The following is a 20,261-nucleotide window of genomic DNA, read 5'->3' on the forward strand; positions in this document are numbered from 1 at the left end:
ATGTTACATCCTTAAGTAAAAAAAAGAGAACACTTTAAAAATCGCAAAAAACACATATTTTTTCAAGTACTTTTAATCTTAATTTTATTCAATTAGAAAATATTTAAATTAAGCGGTATTTCTCTTTCCTAATTTAATAAAAATGCAATAAATAAGATTTGTGATACTATCTTATTCAATAATAACCTAATCCAAAAGGTAAATTCATGGCTAGCAAAGAAGGTGTCCGCTTAGATAAATGGTTATGGGCAGCACGTTTTTACAAAACTCGTACTATCGCCAAAACCATGATTGAAGGGGGGAAAATACACTACAATGGACAACGTGCAAAAGTTAGTAAAATTGTAGAACTAGGTGCATTAATAAAATTACGCCAAGGGAATGAAGAAAAAGAAGTTGAAGTACTTGCATTAAGTGATCAACGTCGTGGCGCACCTGATGCACAATTACTTTACCGGGAAACGGAAACAAGCCTAAAAAAACGTGAGGAAATAGCATGGGCTCGTAAAAATAATGCATTATCCATGCCCCATCCTGATCGTCGCCCAAACAAACAAGAAAGACGTAATTTACTGAAATTTAAACACCAAGATCACTTTGAATAAAAAATAACCGCACTTAATACAAGCACGGTTATTTTTCTTACTATATTTCGATTAGATATCTAAATTTGCTCTTAACGCATTCAACTCAATGAACTCACGGCGTGGCTCAACTTCATCTCCCATTAAGGTCGTGAAGAGTTGATCCGCCGCAACGGCGTCCTTAATAGAAACCTTCAACATACGACGTGAATTTGGATCCATTGTGGTTTCCCAAAGTTGATCTGCGTTCATTTCACCAAGTCCTTTATAACGTTGTACTTCAAGGCCTTTGCGAGATTCTTTCACTAGCCATTCAACGACTTGTTCAAAGCTACGCACGGGTTGCATTTTTTCACCGCGTGTAACATAAGCGCCTTCTTCCAATAAACCATTGAGTTGTTTATTAAGAGAAACAATTTTCGCGTATTCATTGCCGTGAACAAAATCAAAATTCAAGAAATAATCTGTATCAATACCGTGTTTACGAACCGTAATCACCGCTTCATATACTTGGCGTTCCGCGTTAAATTGTGTACGCACTGAATATTGATGCGCTTCTGTTTCTTTTGCAGTCAGTTGTTCAACAAAAGATTTACCCCAATTTTCAACCGCACTTTCGTCTTTCATCATTTCAACAGAAATTGGCGACTGATAAATTAATCCTTGCAACACAGGCGTTGGATAATGGCGACTTAAGCGACCTATAAGTTTTTGTACGCCGTTATATTCTGCCACCAATTTTTCAAATACAAGGGCATTCATTGCCGGTGCATTTGCGCTAATATGTAATTCTGCGCCATCTAAAGCAAGCGTTAATTCATATTGCTCCATTTCATCCGCATCTTTAATGTAGCGTTCTTGTTTTCCTTTTTTCACTTTGTAAAGTGGCGGCTGAGCAATGTAAACATAACCACGCTCAATAAGCTCAGGCATTTGACGATAGAAGAATGTTAAAAGCAGCGTACGAATGTGAGAACCATCCACATCAGCATCAGTCATGATAATGATATGATGATAGCGTAATTTATCAGGGTTATATTCATCACGACCAATACCGCAACCTAAGGCAGTAATCAATGTTCCCACCTCTTGGGAAGACAACATTTTGTCGAAACGTGCTTTTTCTACGTTTAAGATTTTACCTTTCAATGGCAAAATTGCTTGAGTTTTACGATCACGACCAACTTTTGCAGAACCACCCGCGGAGTCACCCTCCACCAAGTAAAGTTCAGAAAACGCAGGATCTTTTTCTTGGCAGTCTGCAAGTTTACCCGGTAAACCTGCAATATCTAATGCCCCTTTACGGCGCGTCATTTCACGAGCTTTGCGTGCTGCTTCGCGCGCACGAGCAGCCATAATAATTTGGTTTACAATGATTTTTGCATCTGCAGGATTTTCCAATAAATATTCCTGCATTTTTTCATTCATGGCAGATTCCACCGCACTTTTAACTTCTGAAGACACAAGTTTGTCTTTAGTTTGCGATGAGAATTTTGGATCAGGCACTTTAACGGAAATAATCGCTACCAAACCTTCACGTGCATCATCACCTGAAGTCGCCACTTTTTCTTTTTTCAGCATACCCTCGTTTTCCATGTAGCTATTTAAGCTACGGGTTAAAGCCCCACGGAAACCAGCTAGGTGAGTACCGCCATCACGTTGAGGAATGTTATTGGTGAAGCAATACACGTTTTCATTTACACCATCATTCCACTGCAATGCGACTTCTACGCCGATGCCATCTTTCTCAGCTGTAAAATAAAATGGCTTCGGATGAATTGGGTTTTTATTTTTGTTCAAATATTCGACGAATGCTTGAATACCGCCTTCGTAATGGAAATGATCTTCAGAGCCATCGCGTTTATCAATTAAACGAATAGATACGCCAGAATTCAAGAAAGAAAGCTCGCGTAAGCGTTTTGCTAAAATTTTGTAATCAAAGGTTGTGATAGCAAAAATATCTGAGCTTGGCCAGAAACGAACTGTTGTACCCGTTGCCTCTGTGTCCCCAATCACTGTTAATGGCGCTTGTGGCTCACCTAAATGATAGAATTGCTCATGAACGTGACCTTGACGACGAATGGTTAACTGTAATTTATCAGAAAGTGCATTCACTACTGATACGCCCACACCGTGTAAACCGCCCGATACTTTATAAGAGTTATCGTCAAATTTACCGCCAGCATGAAGCACGGTCATGATAACTTCTGCTGCAGAAACGCCTTCTTCTGGGTGAATATCCACTGGAATACCACGTCCATCATCTTGCACCGATACTGAATTATCATCATGAATTGTCACGATAATATCGGAACAATGGCCAGCAAGGGCTTCATCAATAGCATTATCCACCACTTCAAATACCATATGGTGCAAACCAGTACCGTCATCGGTATCACCGATATACATACCAGGACGTTTACGCACTGCATCAAGGCCTTTTAATACTTTAATGCTCGATGCACCATAGTTATCATTGGTCGTTTCTGACATAATTTATCTCATTCTTTTGTAAATAAAAATTGGGCGGGATTATAGCAAAAAATCGCCGTTTTGGCGATGCTTTTCGGGAAAGGAAAGCGATAAAAAAAGGGCGAATAATCTCGCCCTATAACTTGTTATTTTTTCCAATTTTTTAGCGCATCAGCAAAGGCATTGCCCATCGCATTATTACCTCTTGAACTACGCTCCTCTCGTTGCGTATTTCCACGAGGTCTTGCGGATAAAGTGCGGTCAGATTTGCCGTCATTTTTGACCGCACTTTCATCTAATCTCATCGTTAACGCAATACGTTTACGCGGCACATCTACTTCCAACACTTTTACTTTTACGATATCACCAGTTTTCACTACTTGGTGTGGATCGTCAACGAATTTATCGCTCAATGATGAAATGTGTACTAAACCGTCTTGGTGAACGCCAATATCCACAAATGCGCCGAAGTTGGTTACATTAGTGACGGTACCTTCTAAAATCATGCCCGGTTTTAAATCGGTGATGTCTTCCACACCCTCTGCAAATACGGCAGTTTTAAATTCACCTCGAGGATCACGACCTGGTTTTTCCAATTCTTTGAAAATATCTTGAACGGTCGGTAAACCAAATTGCTCATCAATGAATTGTTTTGCATCAAGCTGACGTACTACACCAGCATTGCCCATTAAATCTTGAATAGATTGCGCGGTGGCTTGCAAGATTTTTTCGACCACAGGATAAGCTTCTGGGTGAACGCCTGAAGCATCAAGTGGATTTTTACCTTCTGCAATACGCATAAAGCCCGCACATTGCTCAAAGGCTTTTGGCCCTAAACGTGGCACTTTTTTCAATTCGCTACGGCTTTCAAAACGCCCATTTTCATCACGGTATTCCACAATGTTTTGCGCTAAGGTTTTTGTCATACCAGCTACACGAGCGAGCAATGGCGCGGATGCCGTATTCAAATCCACACCCACCGCGTTTACACAGTCTTCCACCACCGCATCGAGTTTACGCGCAAGTTGAGTTTGGTTTACATCGTGTTGATATTGCCCTACACCAATGGCTTTTGGTTCGATTTTCACTAATTCTGCCAATGGATCTTGTAAACGACGTGCAATTGATACCGCACCGCGTAAAGATACATCTAGATTCGGGAATTCATTTGCGGCAAATTCAGAAGCAGAATAAACCGATGCGCCCGCTTCGCTCACTACGACAGTTTGTGGTTTATTCTCTTTGATTTCTTTAATCACTTCTTTCGCAAAACGTTCGGTTTCACGAGAAGCTGTGCCATTACCAATGGCAATTAATTCCACGTTATGTTTGCGGATCAAGCTGAAAATTGCCACTTGCGCTTCAGCTTCACGCCCCGTGTGTGGATAAATGGTGGTGGTATCTAATAACTTACCTGTGTTATCCACCACCGCGACTTTAACACCTGTACGTAAGCCCGGGTCCAAGCCCATAGTACTTTTCGCCCCTGCCGGTGCTGCCATTAAAAGTGCGGTCAAATTTCGAGCGAAAACATCAATGGCTTCTTCTTCCGCTTTTTCACGTAAACTTGCCATTAATTCCGTTTCTAAATGCAACGAAACTTTAATTTTCCATGTCCACGCAATCACTTGCTCACGCCATTTATCCGCAGGCTGTCCCGTGAAACGCACATCTAAATAATCACGAATAATCTCTTCACAATAGCTTTGGCGACTTCCCTCTTCCGCATCAGGATCAGCATTTAAACTTAATTGTAAAATACCCTCATTACGTCCACGGAACATCGCTAATGCACGGTGAGAAGGCACATTTTTCAATAATTCTTGGTGGTCGAAATAATCTTGGAATTTTGCGCCTTCCGTTTCCTTGCCTTCGATCACTTTGGATACGATAACGGCATTTTTCGCTAGATAATCACGCACTTTCGCTAATAAACCCGCATCTTCAGCAAAACGCTCCATTAAAATATAGCGTGCACCGTCTAACGCAGCTTTGCTATCAGCTACGCCTTTTTCAGCATCTACAAAGGAAAGTGCGGTTGATTCTGGATCATTTTTTGGCTCATTCCAAAGTAAATCAGCCAATGGCTCAAGACCTGCTTCAATGGCAATTTGCCCTTTGGTTCGACGTTTTGGTTTGTATGGCAAATACAAATCTTCTAATTCAGTTTTGCTCTGTGTCGCATAGATTTTGTCACGCAATTCATCGGTCAATTTCCCTTGATCTTCAATAGATTTCAAGATGGTTTGACGACGTTCTTCTAATTCACGTAAATAAATTAAACGGGTTTCAAAATGGCGAAGCTGGGTGTCATCCAAGCCACCTGTGGCTTCTTTACGATAACGTGCAATAAATGGAATCGTGTTGCCATCATCTAATAATTGAATGGCGGAGAGGATTTGTTGGGGTTGAACGGTTAATTCTGCCGCAATAATTTGGCTAATTTGTTGATTTAACATTGTCATACTTCTTTGTTATGAAAGGATTCGAGAAAAAACGGGGATAGAATACTGGTTTTAGGCTGTTGGCTCAAATATAATTCGAAAAACTTTCTTTTATTTTTATTATGGCAAAATCAAATTATATTACCCGTCAAGGCTGGAATGAGCTTGATCAAGAACTCAAGTTTTTGTGGAAAGAAGAACGCCCAAAAGTTACTCAAGCAGTCTCAGATGCCGCTGCGCTAGGCGATCGTAGCGAAAACGCAGAATATATTTACGGAAAACGTCGTTTACGTGAAATTGATCGTCGAGTACGTTTTCTTTCTAAACGACTAGAAGTGCTACAAATAGTAGATTACAGCCCAAAACAAGAAGGTAAAGTGTTTTTTGGTGCGTGGGTTGAGCTAGAAAATGAAGAGGGAGAAGTGAAGCAATATCGCCTCGTCGGTTGTGATGAATTCGATCCTGCTAAAAACTGGATCTCCATTGATTCTCCTGTTGCGCGTGCTTTAATCGGTAAAAGCGTTGACGATGAAATCCATGTAAAAACGCCCTCTGGCAAAATAATTCTCTATGTGAACCGAATTTGGTATGAGAAATAAGCAATGAAAAAACATTCATCATCTTTCTCTTTAAATAAGATCAAACAAAATTCGAATAATTTTCACCGCACTTTCAAGCAAAAGTCAAAGTTTAAACTCATCTCACTAAAAGAAACGAAAGTTATCGTATTTAATAAACCCTTTGACGTGCTTACTCAATTTACTGATGAGCAAGGTCGTCGCACATTAAAAGATTTTATTTCTATTCCAAATGTTTATGCAGCAGGACGATTAGATAGAGATAGTGAGGGATTATTGATTCTAACTAACAATGGCGAACTACAACATCGCTTAGCAGATCCTCAATTTAAAACAGAAAAAACTTATTGGGTACAAATTGAAGGAATACCCGAAGAAAAAACTTTAGATCAACTTAGAAAAGGCGTAAAACTTAAAGATGGCATAACTAGCCCAGCTAAAGTACGCCATATCTCCGAACCTAACCTATGGGAACGAAATCCGCCCATCCGAGATCGTAAAAATATTCCAACAAGTTGGCTAGAAATAAAAATTAGTGAAGGGCGTAATCGTCAAGTTCGTAGAATGACCGCCTATATTGGTTTCCCCACTTTACGGCTAATAAGAGTAAATATCGGCGATTTATCCATCAATAATTTAAAAAATGGTGCATTTAGATCATTGTCATTAGATGAAATAAAAGACTTATTTAATCAATTAAAGATAAGATACTAATCTGATAAATATAGCTTGATAATTATAAATATTATAGAGATATATCTAATACTCATAAACAAAAAAGTGCGATGAAAACTCACCGCACTTTTCTCTTACTTGTCTCTTAGACTATTTCGCTACATCTATTATTTGATGATTTTCGCTACAACGCCCGCACCAACTGTACGACCACCTTCACGGATTGCGAAACGTAAACCTTGGTCCATCGCGATTGGGTGGATTAAGCTTACTGTCATTTTGATGTTATCGCCTGGCATTACCATTTCCACGCCTTCTGGTAATTCGATAGTACCAGTTACGTCAGTTGTACGGAAATAGAATTGTGGACGGTAACCTTTGAAGAATGGAGTATGACGACCACCTTCATCTTTTGATAATACGTACACTTCTGATTCGAAGTCAGTGTGTGGTGTGATTGAACCTGGTTTCGCTAATACTTGACCACGTTCGATTTCTTCACGTTTTGTACCACGTAATAATGCACCGATGTTTTCACCTGCACGACCTTCGTCAAGTAATTTACGGAACATTTCAACACCCGTTACAGTAGTTTTCGCTGTTGGTTTGATACCTACGATTTCTACTTCATCACCAGTACGGATGATACCACGTTCTACACGACCTGTTACTACTGTACCACGACCTGAGATTGAGAACACATCTTCAATTGGAAGAAGGAACGGTTGGTCAATCGCACGCTCTGGCTCTGGGATGTAAGTATCTAAGTGGTTTGCTAATTCAAGGATTTTTTCTTCCCATTCTGCTACGCCGTTTAATGCTTGTAATGCAGAACCACGTACGATTGGTGTATCGTCACCTGGGAAGTCATATTGAGAAAGAAGTTCACGAACTTCCATTTCTACTAATTCTAATAACTCTTCGTCATCTACCATGTCGCATTTGTTTAAGAATACGATGATGTATGGAACACCTACTTGGCGACCCAATAAGATATGCTCACGAGTTTGTGGCATAGGACCATCAGTTGCTGCTACTACTAAGATAGCACCATCCATTTGTGCCGCACCAGTAATCATGTTTTTTACATAGTCGGCGTGTCCCGGACAGTCAACGTGTGCGTAGTGACGAGTTGCTGTATCGTATTCAACGTGTGAAGTGTTGATGGTGATACCACGCGCTTTTTCTTCTGGCGCGTTATCAATTTGGTCAAATGCGCGAGCTGCACCACCGTAGTGTTTAGATAATACGGTTGTGATTGCTGCTGTTAAAGTTGTTTTACCGTGGTCAACGTGGCCGATTGTACCCACGTTTACGTGCGGTTTTGTACGTTCAAATTTTTCTTTAGACATTGCTAATGTTTCCTAAGAAGTGCGGTATAAAAATCATGTTTTATACCGCTGGTTTACAAAAATTATTTTTTACGCGCTTCAATTACTGCAGCAGCAACACTTGTTGGCGCTTCAGCATATTTTAACGGTTCCATTGAGTATGATGCACGACCTTGAGTTTGTGAACGTAAGTCTGTTGCATAACCGAACATTTCTGAAAGTGGAACCTCAGCATCGATCTTAACAACGAACTCATTCGCTTCTTGACCGTTCACCATAGCACGACGACGGCTTAAGTCACCAATTACATCACCAACATATTCAGGTGGAGTTTCAACTTCAACTTTCATAATCGGCTCAAGTAATACTGGGTTTGCTTTTGCGAATGCTGCTTTAAATGCTAAAGATGCAGCAAGTTTAAACGCTAACTCAGATGAGTCCACATCATGGTATGAACCGAAGTGTAAACGTACACCAAGATCAACTACTGGGTAACCAGCTAATGGACCAGATTTAAGCTGTTCTTGGATACCTTTATCAACCGCAGGAATGTATTCACCAGGGATTACACCACCTTTGATTTCATTTACGAATTCGTAACCTGGGCCTTCTGGATCTAATGGATATAAGTCAATAACAACGTGACCATATTGACCACGACCACCAGATTGTTTTGCATGTTTACCTTCTACATCATTAACACGAGTGCGGATAGTTTCACGATAAGATACTTGTGGTTTACCGATGTTAGCTTCCACTTTAAACTCACGTTTCATACGGTCAACGATGATATCTAAGTGTAACTCACCCATACCAGAAATAATGGTTTCACCAGATTCTTCATCAGTGTGAACACGGAATGAAGGGTCTTCTTGTGCTAAACGACCTAATGCTAAGCCCATTTTTTCTTGGTCAGCTTTAGTTTTTGGTTCTACCGCAACAGAGATTACTGGCTCTGGGAATTCCATACGCTCAAGGATGATTGGTGCTTCAATTGCACATAATGTATCACCAGTAGTTACATCTTTTAAGCCGATAGCAGCTGCAATGTCACCTGCACGAACTTCTTTAATTTCTTCACGTTTGTTAGCGTGCATCTGTACGATACGACCAAAACGTTCGCGTTTTTGACGTACAGAGTTTAATACTGTGTCACCAGAATTAATAACACCAGAATATACACGGAAGAAGGTTAAGTTACCTACAAACGGGTCAGTTGCAATTTTAAATGCTAATGAAGAGAATGGTTCTTCATCACTTGCATGACGTTCGCCTTCAGTTTCATCTGGATTGATACCTTTAATAGCTGGAATATCTGTTGGCGCTGGTAAATATTCAACAACGGCATCTAGCATAGCTTGAACACCTTTGTTTTTGAATGCAGAACCACAGGTTACTAAGATAATTTCACTTGCTAATACACGCTGACGTAATGCAGACTTAATTTCTTCTTCAGTTAAGTCTTCACCGCCTAAGTATTTCTCCATTAATTCCTCAGACGCTTCAGCTGCTGCTTCTACAAGGTTTTGACGCCATTCTTCACAGTCTGCTTGCATATTTGCAGGCACATCTTCATAGGTAAATGTCATACCTTGATCTGCTTCATTCCAGTTAATCGCTTTCATTTTGATCAAGTCAACAACACCGGTGAAGTTATCTTCTGCACCAATTGGAAGTTGAAGAGGAACTGCGTTAGCACCTAAACGAGTTTTCAATTGCTCAACTACGCGTAAGAAATTTGCACCAGTACGGTCCATCTTGTTTACGAACGCAATACGTGGCACTTGATATTTGTTAGCTTGACGCCATACAGTTTCAGATTGTGGTTGAACACCACCAACCGCACAGTAAACCATTACCGCACCATCAAGAACACGCATAGAACGTTCTACTTCAACAGTAAAGTCTACGTGTCCTGGAGTATCGATAACGTTGATGCGGTGTTGTTGGAACTGTTGTGACATACCAGACCAGAATGCAGTTGTTGCCGCAGAGGTAATGGTAATACCACGCTCTTGTTCTTGTTCCATCCAGTCCATCGTTGCGGCACCATCGTGCACTTCACCGATTTTGTGGCTAACACCAGTATAGAATAAGATACGCTCAGTAGTAGTGGTTTTACCCGCATCAATATGCGCACTGATACCGATATTACGATATCTTTCAATAGGGGTTGTACGAGCCATTATTATAACCTTGTTTATTTAATATCAGTTTATATAAGGGTAAGGCTTCATCAATGATGAAGCCCTTTAAATTCAAAAACTTATTACCAACGGTAGTGAGCAAATGCTTTGTTAGCTTCAGCCATGCGGTGAACATCTTCACGTTTTTTCACTGCTGCACCTTTATTATCTGAAGCATCAGATAATTCGTTTGCAAGGCGTAAAGCCATTGATTTATCACCACGTTTACGTGCTGCTTCAACGATCCAACGCATACCTAATGCGTTACGACGTACAGGGCGCACTTCAACTGGTACTTGGTAAGTAGAACCACCAACACGACGAGATTTAACCTCAACAGTTGGACGTACGTTTTCAAGTGCAACTTCAAACGCTTCTAAAGGCTCTTTACCTGTGCGTTGTGCTAAAGTTTCTAAAGCACCATAAACGATTGATTCAGCAACGGATTTTTTACCGTCTACCATGATTACATTAATAAATTTTGCAAGTAATTCTGAACCGAACTTCGGATCTGGAAGAATCTTGCGTGCTTCAACACTACGACGACGTGGCATTGCGAATTTCTCCGTATTTTAATCTTCAGGATATCCAAAACCCATCAGCAATATTTCTCATTGAGAAAATTTGCAGCGCAAAGCGCTTTTTGACTGGAGTTTATGGTTTAAATTGTTTTGCTAATTTAGACGTTTGGCCTTACTTAACGGAGAACCATTAAGCTTTAGGACGTTTAACGCCGTATTTAGAACGACCTTGTTTACGATCTTTAACGCCTGCGCAGTCTAATGCACCGCGTACTGTGTGGTAACGCACACCCGGTAAGTCTTTAACACGACCACCACGGATTAATACAACACTGTGCTCTTGAAGGTTGTGACCTTCACCACCGATATAAGAAGTTACTTCAAAACCGTTAGTTAAGCGGATACGACATACTTTACGTAACGCTGAGTTTGGTTTTTTAGGAGTTGTAGTATATACACGAGTACATACACCACGTTTCTGCGGGCAAGCCTCTAATGCAGGAACGTTGCTTTTTACAACCTTTTTCACACGCGGTTTGCGTACTAGCTGGTTGATAGTTGCCATTAAAAAAGCTCCAGTTTAAATGTTATTCAATAATAGAATGTTGTTCAAAAAATCTACTTCCATACAGAAATAGACGGCGAATTTTAATCGTTCTGAGGTTTATTGTCAATAATTAAACAGTGCCAAAGATCCGTGAAAGGATCTTTCGTTGCGTACAAAAACGCTTCCCAAATTCACCGCACTTTTTTATTCAAAATGCCAAACCAATTGCCCCAGCGAAATGACAGTTTTATAATTTCTACTTAATTAGTATTAAATTATAATGATTATGTTACGCTCGCTCCAATTTCACTTACGCTATTTCTTCCATAAAAAACTACGCCAAACACACAGAATTTCCCACAAAAGTTTAGAATTTATCTGCCTAATTATAGGTGCGACATTTGTCTCACTCTTTTCATTTTGCTTTGCGAAATTATCTGATCTTGGCCTAGAATTAAACGCTCACTGGTCATCTAAATATCCTATTGCAGTTTGGTTTGTTTTACCCCTAGGCATGGCTTGCCTGACTTGGTTTACAAAAAAATATACTCCATATGTTGGAGGAAGCGGTATTCCGCAAGTCATTGCATCAATTAATCTTCCTCATAGTAGCTATAAAACCAAATTAGTTGGATTCAGCCAAACTATTTGGAAAATTCCTCTTACCTTTCTAGCAATGCTTATTGGCGCATCTGTTGGACGTGAAGGACCATCGGTACAAGTTGGCGCAGCTGTTATGCTTGCGTGGGGAAATTATTGTAGAAAACATAATTTAGCATTTAGAGGATTAAGCACCAATGAATTACTTGCTACAGGTGCAGCAGGTGGGCTTGCAGCAGCCTTTAATGCACCTTTGGCTGGCGTGATATTTGCGATTGAAGAACTTGGACGTGGCGTAATGTTACGTTGGGAACGACGTGTATTGATGGGCGTATTAGCCGCAGGTTTTATTCTTGTCGCGATTCAAGGAAACAGCCCTTATTTTCCAAGCTATCAAGGGGCAACATCTGTTTCTTATCTCTATCTTTGTCTTGCAATTTGTGGGGTGGTTTGTGGCATTCTAGGTGGCATATTTGGACGATTATTAGCAAAAGGTCTCGCAGGATTATCACCTGATAAATGGCGAGGCTGGGTTCGCCAACATCCTATTTATATTGCTTTATTATTGGGTTTAGTGCTTGCCGCACTCGGCAGTTACACTCACGGACAAACTTATGGTACTGGCTATGAGGTTGTTGCACACGCTTTAGAAGGGCAGTCCATAGATCCCGAAATTGGCATCCTTAAACTTTTGGCAACGGTGGCCACTTATTGGAATGGTATTGCCGGTGGTATCTTTACCCCATCACTAACAACAGGAGCGGGCATTGGCGCAATGCTTTGGGATCTCAGTGGCGGTATGGTCGATCAACGTTTTTTAGTAATTTTATGTATGGCGGCGTTTTTAGCTGGCGGCACACAATCTCCAGTTACCGCCAGTGTTGTTGTAATGGAAATGACAGGTGCACAACCCGTTCTCATTTGGCTCTTGATTTCCAGCATTATTGCATCCATAATCTCGCGCCAATTTAGTCCAAAACCATTTTACCACTTTGCTGCAGGCCGTTTTCGCCAGCAAATGCAAGCTCGCCAAGCCGAAGAATTACGCAGCAAAACCGAACAAGAGAAATAAAAATGCCTCAAAATCTACCGCACTTTTACCGCGGCCGTTTTTCTGTTGCGCCAATGTTAGATTGGACAACACGCCATTGTCGTTATTTTCATCGCCAATTTTCAAAACATGCATTACTTTACACTGAAATGGTCACCGCACCTGCGATTATCTATGCCAAATACGATCACTTGGATTTTGATTTACAAGAAAATCCCGTTGCGTTACAGCTGGGAGGAAGCGATCCTGAACAACTAAAATATTGCGCAAAACTTGCTGAGGAACGAGACTATCACGAAATTAATCTTAATGTAGGATGCCCTTCTGATCGCGTACAAAATGGAATGTTTGGTGCTTGCTTAATGGCAAAAGCAGATTTGGTGGCAGACTGTGTAGAACAAATGCAAAGTGCGGTCAAAATTCCAGTCACGGTGAAAACGCGTATTGGCATTGATGAATTAGACAGCTATGAATTTTTATGTGATTTTATTGAAAAGGTTCAAGGAAAAGGTTGCCAAGAGTTTATTATCCACGCACGAAAAGCTTGGCTTTCAGGATTAAGCCCGAAAGAAAATCGAGAAATTCCGCCATTAGATTATGCTCGGGTGTATCAACTAAAACGTGATTTTCCACATCTAACTATCGCAATTAATGGTGGCATAAAAACCATTGAAGAAATGAAGCAACATTTGCAATATGTAGACGGCGTGATGGTTGGGCGAGAGGCCTATCAAAATCCAAGTTTACTTGGGCAAATTGACCAAGCCTTATTTGATCCTAACGCACCAATTGTTACCGCTCATGAAGCAGTACAGTCAATGCTTCCTTATATTGAACAACAACTTAGCCAAGGCATACACCTTAATCATATCGTCCGCCATATGTTAGGCGCATTCCAAAATTGCAAAGGTGCTCGTCAATGGCGACGCTATTTAAGTGAAAATGCGTTTAAACAAGGTGCAGGAGTTGAAGTAGTTGAAACCGCCTTAAGCTTTGTAGAAAACGAATCATAAAAAACAAAATAAGCCGCAAAAGTGCGGCTTATTTTTCAGCGATTTTTCTTACGCAATACGCATTTGAAAAATCACCAATTCAGCTTGGCAACAGAAAGTGAAATCTGCCTTTAATAAATAGCCATCATCCACTTTTGTAATTTCAGATTGAATTTCACAAGGTTCACTTTCTACATCACGCGCTTTCTGAGTAAAAAATGCGAGCGCTTCTTGCGCTTGTTCTTCACTGTCATAAACATATTCAATAACCTGACTACAATCACGATTATCGAAAAGTGATTTCATATCAAATGTGTTACAACCTACACATTCAATCGGTTTTTCAGTTTGAATCGCCATAATATTATCCCTTTTATTCAGATTATTTTGCAGCAACAAAACCTACTGCTTCATACACTTTTACCAAGGTTTCTTGCGCTTTTGCACGCGCTTTTTCCGCTCCTTGTCGTAAGATATTATCTAATAAAGCTTCATCATTACGATATTGATGGAAACGTTCTTGTAAACCAGCAAGTAAAGTTGATACTTCATCCGCTACTGCTGTTTTTAAATGTCCGTACATTTTACCTTCAAATTCTTTTTCAAGCTCAGCAATTGGCTTATCCGTAACCGCAGAAAGAATATCTAAAAGATTGGATACCCCCGCTTTATTTTGCACGTCATAACGAACAACAGGCGGCTCATCTGAATCTGTTACGGCACGTTTAATTTTCTTCGCTACAGATTTTGGATCTTCCAAAAGTGTCACCACGTTGTTGCGGTTATCATCTGATTTTGACATTTTCTTTTCAGGATCTTGCAATGACATAATACGCGCCCCTGCTTTTCCAATGAAAATTTCAGGAATGGTGAAAATATTGCCATAGAGCGCATTAAAGCGGTTTGCAATATCACGCGTAATTTCTAAGTGTTGTTTTTGGTCATCGCCAACAGGCACGCTTTTTGCTTGATAAAGTAAAATATCCGCCGCCATTAACACAGGATAATCAAACAAACCTACGTTAATATTTTCTGCATAACGCGCTGATTTATCTTTAAATTGGGTCATTCGGCTCATTTCACCGAAATAGGTGTAGCAGTTTAACACCCAGCTTAATTGCGTGTGTTCTGGAACATGAGATTGAACAAAAATAGTACTTTTATTTGGATCAATTCCGCACGCTAAATAAAGTGCAAGCACATCAAGCGTTGCTTTGCGAAGGGCAACAGGATCTTGACGAACAGTGATTGCATGTAAATCAACTACGCAGAAAATACATTCATAATCTTCTTGCATCTTCACCCAGTTGCGCAACGCGCCCAAATAATTTCCGATAGTTAATTCACCAGAAGGCTGCACGCCACTAAAAACAATTGGTTTTGCCATAATCAATCCTTAATACCTTAAAACTGTTCGCACATCATACCAGAAACTCTAGGCTTTTTTAATGTTCGAGTTCAAAAGCTAGGTTAAAAATGCTATATTTAACGAAAACGTTTTCCTAATATTTTCTAATGAAAAACTACCACGATATTGTTCTTGCCCTTGCTGGCGTGTGCCAATCAGCAAAATTGGTTCATCAACTTGCAACAGAAAGTCGAGCAGATTCAGATACATTTTTAACCGCACTTAATAGCCTTTTCATTACCCAACCACAACGAATCGAAGATGTTTTTGGTGGCGAAGTTCGTCATTTAAAATTAGGTCTAGAAACCTTAATTCACCAGCTCAATGCACAAGGCGATCAAAATTTAACTCGCTATTGGTTAAGCCTTTTGGCATTAGAAGGAAAATTATCGAAAAATCCCGATGCCAAACAAACATTGGGCAATCGAATTTCTCGCCTAAAAGAACAAGAAATTCATTACGCTCGCGATAGTGAAACAATGTTATCTATTATGGCAAACATTTACAGCGACGTTATTAGCCCATTGGGCAAAAAAATTCACATACTAGGCTCGCCTGATTATTTGCGACAAGAACTCGTGCAAAATAAAATTCGTGCAGTTTTACTTGCAGGCATTCGCTCTGCCGTGCTGTGGAAACAAATGGGTGGAACAAAATGGCAAATTTTATTTTTTCGCAGAAAATTACTTGCCACCGCAAAACAGATTTATTCTTCTATTTATTAATACAATTCTGGAGCAAACATTTATGCAACTCTCTACACTGACCGCACTTTCCCCTCTTGATGGTCGTTATCAAGATAAAGTAACTCCATTACGCGCTATTTTTAGCGAATTCGGGTTAATGAAATTCCGTGTAGCTGTGGAAGTTCGTTGGTTACAAAAATTAGCTTCAACGGCAGACATTACCGAAGTACCGCCATTTTCTACGCAAGCAAATGCTTTTTTAGATGGAATTATGGCTAATTTTAATGAGACAGATGCTGCGCGTATTAAAGAAATTGAGCGCACAACTAATCACGATATGAAAGCCGTTGAGTATTTTCTGAAAGAGAAAATTCAAAATAAACTGGAACTAGTGAACGTGTCCGAATTTATTCACTTCGCTTGCACCTCAGAAGATATTAACAACCTCTCTCACGCGTTAATGTTAAGCACCGCTCGTGACGAAGTGATTTTACCAGAATGGCAAAAACTCATTGATGAAATCACTCGTCTTGCAGAAGAATATAAAACGATTCCATTACTTTCTCGTACACATGGCCAACCAGCTTCACCAAGCACAGTGGGCAAAGAAATGGCGAATATCGTTTACCGTCTAAAACGTCAATTTAAACAACTTCAGAACGCAGAAATCTTAGGTAAAATCAATGGCGCGGTAGGTAACTACAATGCGCATTTATCGGCATATCCTAATATTGATTGGCATAAATTCAGCGAAGAATTTGTCACTTCATTAGGTATTCAATGGAATCCTTATACCACGCAAATTGAGCCGCACGATTACATCGCTGAATTTTTTGATGCTGTAGTACGCTTTAATACCATTATCATTGATTTTGATCGGGATTTATGGGGATACATTGCATTAAATCACTTTAAACAACGGACTATTGCAGGCGAAATCGGTTCTTCTACCATGCCACACAAAGTCAATCCAATTGATTTTGAAAACTCAGAGGGCAATCTAGGGTTAGCCAATGCAGTAATGACCCACTTAGGTCAAAAGTTACCAATTTCTCGCTGGCAGCGTGACTTAACGGATTCAACCGTATTACGTAATTTAGGCGTAGGATTAGGTTATTGTTTGATCGCTTATGCTTCAACACGCAAAGGCATTAGTAAACTTGAAGTAAATAAACCGCACTTATTAGAAGAACTCAATCAAAACTGGGAAGTTTTGGCCGAACCAATTCAAACCGTAATGCGTCGCTATGGAATAGAAAAACCTTACGAAAAATTAAAAGAATTAACGCGAGGTAAACGAGTGACAGAACAGGCTATGCGTGAATTTATTGATAAGTTGGATATTCCACAAGAAGAAAAATTACGTTTACAAAAATTAACACCCGCTACTTATATTGGGGCTGCAGTGGAATTAGTAGAGAAACTATCATAGGAATTTGGTTCTTTTTCCAACAATATCCTTTACAAGAACATAGCTTTTCTCTATAATCCTGCGCCTGTGTTAGTCAATCTAACAAATTTCTGGTTGGTGCTTGACCTATTCAAGCCCCATCCAAGACCGTAGGGGAGTAATCTTAATTATCCTACGTAGATGGTGAACAGAATAAGAATTTTTCTTGCTTCTGGGCGCCGAAGTCATCCTAGTCTAATGATTAGGTAAATTAATTCCGAGCAATCGGAGTGTATTCAGGAGCTAAAAGCCAATGGCATTAAATCTTCAAGACAAACAAGCAATTGTTGCTGAAGTAAATGAAGCAGCCAAAGGTGCACTTTCAGCAGTAATCGCGGATTCTCGCGGTGTAACTGTTGAGAAAATGACTGAATTACGTAAATCAGCACGTGAAGCTGGCGTTACAATGCGTGTAGTTCGTAATACTTTATTACGTCGCGCAGTTGAAGGCACAGATTACGAATGCTTAAAAGATACGTTTGTAGGTCCAACACTTATCGCGTTCTCTAACGAACACCCGGGCGCAGCTGCTCGTTTGTTCAAAGAGTTTGCTAAAGCAAACGATAAGTTTGAAATTAAAGGTGCAGCCTTTGAAGGTAAAATCCAAGATGTTGAATTCTTGGCAACATTACCAACTTACGAAGAAGCGATTGCACGTTTAATGGGCACAATGAAAGAAGCTGCAGCAGGCAAACTTGCTCGCACCTTCGCGGCATTACGCGACAAATTACAAGAAGCAGCTTAATCATTAAGCGTTTCTTACTTCATTTAACTTTATTTATTTTAGGAATTGATTGTTATGTCATTAACTAACGAACAAATCATTGAAGCGATTGCTTCAAAAACTGTAACTGAAATCGTTGAATTAATCGCAGCGATGGAAGAAAAATTCGGTGTTTCAGCAGCGGCAGCAGTAGCAGCAGCTCCAGCAGCAGGCGGCGCAGCGGCAGCAGAAGAAAAAACTGAATTCGACGTAATTCTTGCAGCAGCTGGTGCTAACAAAGTAGCAGTAATCAAAGCAGTACGTGGTGCAACTGGTTTAGGCTTAAAAGAAGCTAAAGATTTAGTTGAATCTGCTCCAGCAGCATTAAAAGAAGGTGTTTCTAAAGAAGAAGCTGAAGCACTTAAGAAAGAATTAGAAGAAGCGGGTGCACAAGTAGAAGTTAAATAATTTCTATTTTAACCACTTTAAAATTCAGAAAACCGATGGGAAACCATCGGTTTTTTCCTATCTAAAAAGCCGTAACTTCCTTAATTTAAAAACTTATCATCTTCTCCTTTCTACGATAAAATATCTCCCATTATTATTTATAAATAAAGAGAAAATCTATGACTACAAAAGCATTAAGTGCGATAATTTTAGCAGCCGGAAAAGGAACGCGCATGTATTCCGATTTACCAAAAGTACTACATAAAATAGCTGGTAAACCAATGGTAAAACATGTAATTGATACTGCTCATCAATTAGGTGCAGAAAATATTCATTTGATCTATGGCCACGGTGGAGACTTAATGCGTACCCATCTTGCAAATGAACAAGTAAATTGGGTATTACAAACAGAACAACTAGGTACTGCACATGCAGTTCAACAAGCGGCACCTTTCTTTAAAGATAACGAAAATATTATTGTACTTTACGGCGATGCACCATTAATAACTAAAGAAACATTAGAAAAATTAATTGAAGCGAAACCAGAAAATGGCATTGCATTGCTTACCGTAAATTTAGATAACCCAACAGGCTATGGACGAATTATTCGTGAAAATGGGAATGTTGTAGCAATTGTAGAACAAAAAGATGCAAATGCTGATCAACTAAATATTAAAGAAGTAAATACTGGCGTTATGGTATCCGATGGTGCAAGTTTCAAAAAATGGCTAGCTCGTGTAGGCAATAATAATGCTCAAGGCGAATATTACTTAACGGATCTTATTGCTCTCGCAAACCAGGATAATTGTCAAGTTGTTGCAGTACAAGCAACAGATGTCATGGAAGTTGAAGGCGCAAACAATCGCTTACAATTAGCCGCACTTGAACGTTATTTCCAAAATAAACAAGCCTCCAAATTATTACTTGAAGGCATAATGATTTACGATCCCGCTCGCTTTGACCTACGTGGAACATTAGAGCATGGAAAAGATGTGGAAATCGACGTTAATGTTATTATAGAAGGTAGTGTTAAACTCGGCGATCGCGTAAAAATTGGCGCAGGTTGCGTATTAAAAAATGTTGTTATTGGCAATGATGTAGAAATAAAACCCTATTCTGTGCTAGAGGATTCTGTAGTGGGAGAAAAAGCCGCAATTGGTCCATTTTCTCGTTTACGCCCAGGTGCAGAACTCGCAGCTGAAACGCATGTCGGTAACTTTGTAGAAATTAAAAAATCTACCGTTGGTAAAGGTTCTAAAGTAAATCATCTAACCTATGTTGGCGATTCAGAAATCGGCTCAAATTGTAATATTGGTGCGGGTGTCATCACCTGTAATTACGATGGCGCAAATAAATTTAAAACGATCATCGGTGATGATGTATTTGTTGGATCTGATACACAATTAGTCGCGCCAGTGAAAGTCGCAAATGGCGCAACTATTGGTGCCGGTACAACAATTACACGTGATGTTGGTGAAAATGAATTAGTGATTACACGAATTCCTCAGCGTCATATTCAAGATTGGCAGCGACCAACAAAGAAAAAATAAAATAGCATAAAAAAATCCTACGTTTTATCGTAGGAT

General features: G+C 39.8%; 18 protein-coding genes. 10 read left to right on the forward strand and 8 right to left on the reverse strand.

Annotated elements, in window-relative coordinates; genetic code table 11:
- The first annotated feature begins 206 nt into the window (after positions 1-206).
- Positions 207-605: a ribosome-associated heat shock protein Hsp15 gene (hslR, locus tag KKW16_RS06400; protein WP_048953393.1), complete on the forward strand. Its 399-nt coding sequence runs from the start codon at positions 207-209 to the stop codon at positions 603-605.
- A 51-nt stretch (positions 606-656) separates the two neighbouring features.
- Here the strand turns inward: hslR and gyrB are convergent, their stop codons facing one another.
- Together gyrB and KKW16_RS06410 are read right to left on the reverse strand one after the other, a co-directional pair.
- On the reverse strand, positions 657-3,077 hold the full coding sequence (gyrB, locus tag KKW16_RS06405) for a DNA topoisomerase (ATP-hydrolyzing) subunit B (RefSeq protein WP_215768075.1): 2,421 nt from the start codon (positions 3,075-3,077) through the stop codon (positions 657-659).
- Between the two features lie 125 nt (positions 3,078-3,202).
- Entirely contained in the window at positions 3,203-5,515 is a 2,313-nt protein-coding gene (locus tag KKW16_RS06410) for a Tex family protein (protein WP_215768076.1), read from the reverse strand.
- Between the two features lie 107 nt (positions 5,516-5,622).
- On the opposite strand from KKW16_RS06410, the gene greB reads away from it, so the two are divergent.
- Complete coding sequence (greB, locus tag KKW16_RS06415; RefSeq protein WP_048953387.1) at positions 5,623-6,099, forward strand: transcription elongation factor GreB; 477 nt, start codon at positions 5,623-5,625, stop codon at positions 6,097-6,099.
- A 3-nt stretch (positions 6,100-6,102) separates the two neighbouring features.
- Positions 6,103-6,792, forward strand: a complete 690-nt coding sequence (locus KKW16_RS06420) for an rRNA large subunit pseudouridine synthase E (protein ID WP_048953384.1) — start codon at positions 6,103-6,105, stop codon at positions 6,790-6,792.
- 128 nt (positions 6,793-6,920) lie between these two features.
- Here KKW16_RS06420 and tuf read toward each other — a convergent pair whose 3' ends face one another.
- From tuf to rpsL, 4 genes are all read right to left on the reverse strand, one after another.
- Complete coding sequence (gene tuf / locus KKW16_RS06425; RefSeq protein ID WP_005636071.1) at positions 6,921-8,105, reverse strand: elongation factor Tu; 1,185 nt, start codon at positions 8,103-8,105, stop codon at positions 6,921-6,923.
- A gap of 62 nt (positions 8,106-8,167) precedes the next feature.
- A complete protein-coding gene (gene fusA / locus KKW16_RS06430; RefSeq protein ID WP_005638535.1) occupies positions 8,168-10,270 on the reverse strand; it encodes an elongation factor G in 2,103 nt (700 codons plus the stop codon).
- Positions 10,271-10,353: 83 nt separating this feature from the next.
- Positions 10,354-10,824 carry a 30S ribosomal protein S7 gene (rpsG, locus tag KKW16_RS06435; RefSeq protein WP_005626581.1) on the reverse strand — a complete coding sequence of 157 codons (471 nt, stop codon included), beginning with the start codon at positions 10,822-10,824 and terminating at the stop codon, positions 10,354-10,356.
- Between the two features lie 157 nt (positions 10,825-10,981).
- Positions 10,982-11,356 carry a 30S ribosomal protein S12 gene (gene rpsL / locus KKW16_RS06440; protein WP_005543325.1) on the reverse strand — a complete coding sequence of 125 codons (375 nt, stop codon included), beginning with the start codon at positions 11,354-11,356 and terminating at the stop codon, positions 10,982-10,984.
- 268 nt (positions 11,357-11,624) lie between these two features.
- Between rpsL and KKW16_RS06445 the strand changes: the two genes are divergently transcribed.
- Together KKW16_RS06445 and dusA are read left to right on the forward strand one after the other, a co-directional pair.
- Positions 11,625-13,010 carry a chloride channel protein gene (locus tag KKW16_RS06445; protein WP_140578714.1) on the forward strand — a complete coding sequence of 462 codons (1,386 nt, stop codon included), beginning with the start codon at positions 11,625-11,627 and terminating at the stop codon, positions 13,008-13,010.
- A 2-nt stretch (positions 13,011-13,012) separates the two neighbouring features.
- On the forward strand, positions 13,013-14,002 hold the full coding sequence (dusA, locus tag KKW16_RS06450) for a tRNA dihydrouridine(20/20a) synthase DusA (RefSeq protein WP_048953339.1): 990 nt from the start codon (positions 13,013-13,015) through the stop codon (positions 14,000-14,002).
- Positions 14,003-14,050: 48 nt separating this feature from the next.
- On the opposite strand, the gene KKW16_RS06455 is transcribed toward dusA, so the two are convergent.
- Both KKW16_RS06455 and trpS read right to left on the reverse strand, forming a co-directional pair.
- Positions 14,051-14,341, reverse strand: coding sequence for a YfcZ/YiiS family protein (locus KKW16_RS06455; RefSeq protein ID WP_005665629.1), 291 nt, complete (start codon positions 14,339-14,341; stop codon positions 14,051-14,053).
- Positions 14,342-14,363: 22 nt separating this feature from the next.
- Complete coding sequence (gene trpS / locus KKW16_RS06460; RefSeq protein ID WP_048953341.1) at positions 14,364-15,368, reverse strand: tryptophan--tRNA ligase; 1,005 nt, start codon at positions 15,366-15,368, stop codon at positions 14,364-14,366.
- Between the two features lie 128 nt (positions 15,369-15,496).
- Here trpS and hflD point away from each other — a divergent pair, with 128 nt between their 5' ends.
- From hflD to glmU, 5 genes are all read left to right on the forward strand, one after another.
- Complete coding sequence (gene hflD, locus KKW16_RS06465) at positions 15,497-16,114, forward strand: high frequency lysogenization protein HflD (protein ID WP_005638526.1); 618 nt, start codon at positions 15,497-15,499, stop codon at positions 16,112-16,114.
- A 22-nt stretch (positions 16,115-16,136) separates the two neighbouring features.
- Positions 16,137-17,507, forward strand: coding sequence for an adenylosuccinate lyase (gene purB / locus KKW16_RS06470; RefSeq protein WP_215768077.1), 1,371 nt, complete (start codon positions 16,137-16,139; stop codon positions 17,505-17,507).
- A gap of 271 nt (positions 17,508-17,778) precedes the next feature.
- A complete protein-coding gene (gene rplJ, locus KKW16_RS06475) occupies positions 17,779-18,270 on the forward strand; it encodes a 50S ribosomal protein L10 (RefSeq protein WP_005626605.1) in 492 nt (163 codons plus the stop codon).
- 54 nt (positions 18,271-18,324) lie between these two features.
- Positions 18,325-18,696 carry a 50S ribosomal protein L7/L12 gene (gene rplL, locus KKW16_RS06480; protein ID WP_005626607.1) on the forward strand — a complete coding sequence of 124 codons (372 nt, stop codon included), beginning with the start codon at positions 18,325-18,327 and terminating at the stop codon, positions 18,694-18,696.
- Positions 18,697-18,854: 158 nt separating this feature from the next.
- The gene (glmU, locus tag KKW16_RS06485) at positions 18,855-20,225 is read left to right on the forward strand and encodes a bifunctional UDP-N-acetylglucosamine diphosphorylase/glucosamine-1-phosphate N-acetyltransferase GlmU (RefSeq protein ID WP_215768078.1); all 1,371 of its coding nucleotides are present in this window, start codon (positions 18,855-18,857) and stop codon (positions 20,223-20,225) included.
- The last annotated feature ends 36 nt before the right edge of the window (positions 20,226-20,261 follow it).

It is taken from the genome of Haemophilus sp. SZY H8, assembly GCF_018829755.1.
GTDB lineage: Bacteria > Pseudomonadota > Gammaproteobacteria > Enterobacterales > Pasteurellaceae > Haemophilus > Haemophilus haemolyticus_K.